Below are 3123 nucleotides of genomic sequence, written 5' to 3'. Positions count from 1 at the left end.
ATGCCGGCAAGGTCGGCAGCGGCTTCACCGCGGCCAGCCTGAAGAAGGTCCGTGAGCGCCTGGAACCCCTCGCGGTCCGCTCCAGCCCATTGGCGAAGGTGCCGCCGGCGCGCGAGACCGGGTCGGTGCAGTGGGTGCGCCCGCAACAGCTGTGCGAGGTTTCCTATGCGCAGATGACCCGTGGCGGGATCATCCGCCAGGCAGTGTTCCACGGCTTGCGCGAAGACAAGCCGGCGCGCGAGGTGACCGGCGAGCGTCCCGCCGGCCCGCCGTCGCTGCGCGGCGCGCGCAAGGCCGGCGCCGGTGCGTCGCGGGCGGCCACCGCCGGCGTGCGCATCAGCCATCCGCAGCGGCTGATCGACCCGTCGATCCAGGCCAGCAAGCTGGAACTCGCCGAGTTCCATGCGCGCTACGCCGACCTGCTCCTGCGCGACCTGCGCGAGCGCCCGGTGTCGCTGGTGCGCGGCCCCGACGGAATCGGCGGCGAACTGTTCTTCCAGAAGCACGCGGCGCGCCTGAAGATCCCCGGCATCGTCCAGCTCGACCCGGCGCTCGATCCCGGTCATCCGCCGCTGTTGCAGATCCGCAGCGCCGAGGCGCTGGTCGGCGCGGTGCAGATGGGCAGCATCGAATTCCATACCTGGAACGCCAGCCTGGCCAACCTGGAGCGGCCTGACCGTTTCGTCCTCGACCTCGATCCGGACCCGGCGCTGCCGTGGAAGCGCATGCTCGAAGCGACCCAGCTGAGCCTGACGTTGCTCGACGAGCTGGGCCTGCGCGCCTTCCTCAAGACCAGCGGCGGCAAGGGCATGCACCTGCTGGTGCCGCTGGAGCGCCGGCATGGCTGGGACGAGGTCAAGGATTTCGCCCAGGCCATCTCCCAGCACTTGGCGCGCCTGATGCCGGAGCGTTTCTCGGCGGTTTCCGGGCCGCGCAACCGGGTCGGCAAGATCTTCGTCGACTACCTGCGCAACAGCCGCGGCGCCAGCACCGTGGCCGCCTACTCGGTGCGTGCCCGCGAAGGGTTGCCGGTGTCGGTACCGGTGTTCCGCGAGGAACTCGACTCGCTGCAGGGCGCCAACCAATGGAACCTGCGCAGTCTGCCGCAGCGCCTCGACGAACTCGCCGGCGACGATCCCTGGGCCGACTACGCCGGCACCCGCCAGCGCATCAGCGCGGCCATGCGGCGCCAGCTCGGGCGCGGCTGACCGTCCGCGAAAAAGGCGGAACTCCCCCGGCGCACAGGGCCTCCACCGTGCAACGAGATGCCGAGGAGGCCCCCGATGGATACCGCCTACCTGATCCTCGCGCTGCTGGTCCTGTTGCTCCTGGTGGATGCCTGGGCCATCAACAGCGTGCTCCGCAGCGACAGCTCCGCCAGTCGCAAGCTCGGCTGGTCGCTGCTGATCCTGCTCCTGCCCGTGCTCGGCCTGGTCCTCTGGGGCTGGACCGGCCCCCGTGGCTTGCGCCCGGTGACCTCGCCGGAACACAGCAAGTGACCCCCCCTGGAGACTGCCCATGAACAGCGAAACCTGTGCCTGTCCCAAATGCACCTGCCAGCCCGGCGCCGATGCCGTCGAACGCGACGGCCAGCACTATTGCTGCGCGGCCTGCGCCAGCGGCCACCCCCAGGGCGAGCCGTGTGGCGACGCCGATTGCCCCTGTGGCGGCACCACCCGGCCCCAGGTGGCGGAGGATCGCCAGCTGGACGATGCGTTGAAGGAGACCTTTCCCGCCAGCGACCCGATCTCGCCCTGAGGAGCGTGCCATGCCCGACCTGCAACTCGCGGACGAGGCCTCTCGCCTGGTGGCCTACCTGCGTAGCGCCGACCTCAGCCTGATCACCGCGGAATCCTGTACTGCCGGGCAGATCAGCGCCGAACTGTCGGCGGTGGCCGGCAGCGGCAAGGTGATGGAAGGCGGCTTCGTCGTCTATTCGCCGGCGGCCAAGCTTGCCCTGCTGGGGCTCGACCCGAACTGGCTGGAGCGTTTCAACCTGACCAGCGTGGAGGTCGCCGAGGCCATGGCCAGGGCGGCCCTGCAACGCAGTCCGGCGAGCGCCGCGCTGGCGGTCACGGGGTTGCTCGGCAGTGAAGCGAAGGACGGCATCCCGCCCGGTACCGTGTGCTTCGCCTGGGCCTTCCGGTTGCCCGCCGGCCTCGCCCTGTTCTCGCGCCGCGAGCGCTTCCACGGCGACCCCGCGCGGATGCGCCGGGAAGCCACCCGCTGGGCGCTGCGGCGCCTGCCCGAATTCCATCAACGCGCCTTGCGCGGCGAACGCGCCTGAGGCGTCCGACAGAGAGGAAACCACCATGAGCGAACAGCGACAGACCCTGCCGGCGCAGCACCAGGACCAACGTCCCGGCCACGAAAGCGAGATGCAGCCGAAGCCGGAGTTCGTTTCCGCCGATTACCGTCCGGCGGCCAAGCTGGAGGGTAAGGTGGCCCTGGTCACCGGCGGCGACAGTGGTATCGGCCGCGCGGTGGCGGTGGCTTTCGCCCGCGAGAAGGCGGATGTGCTGCTGGTCTACCTGGATGAGAACGAAGACGCGGCGAAGACCCGCGAGATCATCGAGTCGCTCGGCCGCCAGTGCCTGGCGTTCGCCGGCGACGTCGCCGACGCCGGCTTCTGCCGCCAGGTGGTGGACACGCTAAGGCAGAAATGGGGGCGCCTCGACGTGTTGGTCAACAACGCCGGCGAGCAGCATCCGCAGGCGCGCCTGGAGGACATCAGCGAAGAGCAGTGGGAGAAGACCTTCCGCACCAACATCTTCGGCATGTTCCAGTTGACCAAGGCGGCCCTGCCGCTGATGGGCAAGGGCGGGGCGATCATCAACACCACCTCGATCACCGCCTACAAGGGCAACCCCCAGCTGATCGACTACTCCTCGACCAAGGGCGCGATCACCTCGTTCACCCGGTCGCTGTCGATGAACCTGGTCAACCGCGGCATCCGCGTCAACGCCGTGGCCCCGGGCCCGATCTGGACGCCGCTGATCCCGTCCACCTTCAGCGCCGAGAAGGTCGCCCACTTCGGCGCGGATACGCCGATGGGCCGGCCCGGCCAGCCGGAAGAGCTGGCCGCCAGCTACGTCTACCTGGCCTGTAACGACTCGTCCTACG

4 protein-coding genes and 1 pseudogene are annotated in these 3123 nt (G+C 69.7%); all 5 read left to right on the top strand.

Going from position 1 to position 3123, the window contains the following annotated elements; all coding sequences use genetic code 11:
- Positions 1 to 1208 (top strand): DNA ligase D (gene ligD / locus FFS27_RS30980; RefSeq protein ID WP_137952460.1); only part of this gene is annotated, 1208 nt, incomplete at its 5' end.
- A gap of 75 nt (positions 1209 to 1283) precedes the next feature.
- A complete protein-coding gene (locus FFS27_RS30975; RefSeq protein ID WP_003088893.1) occupies positions 1284 to 1499 on the top strand; it encodes a PLDc N-terminal domain-containing protein in 216 nt (71 codons plus the stop codon).
- A 19-nt stretch (positions 1500 to 1518) separates the two neighbouring features.
- Positions 1519 to 1758: a metallothionein gene (locus FFS27_RS30970; RefSeq protein WP_003088895.1), complete on the top strand. Its 240-nt coding sequence runs from the start codon at positions 1519 to 1521 to the stop codon at positions 1756 to 1758.
- A gap of 10 nt (positions 1759 to 1768) precedes the next feature.
- A pseudogene (locus FFS27_RS30965) lies at positions 1769 to 2316 on the top strand (CinA family protein).
- The coding region (locus FFS27_RS30960) for an SDR family oxidoreductase (protein WP_137952459.1) at positions 2313 to 3123 on the top strand (811 nt) is incomplete at its 3' end. The pseudogene FFS27_RS30965 and the gene FFS27_RS30960, both read left to right, overlap by 4 nt.

The sequence above is a fragment of the Pseudomonas sp. 2VD genome (assembly GCF_005503585.1).
GTDB classification, from domain to species: Bacteria; Pseudomonadota; Gammaproteobacteria; order Pseudomonadales; family Pseudomonadaceae; genus Pseudomonas; species Pseudomonas aeruginosa.
This window is presented reverse-complemented; position numbering and strand designations above follow the sequence as displayed.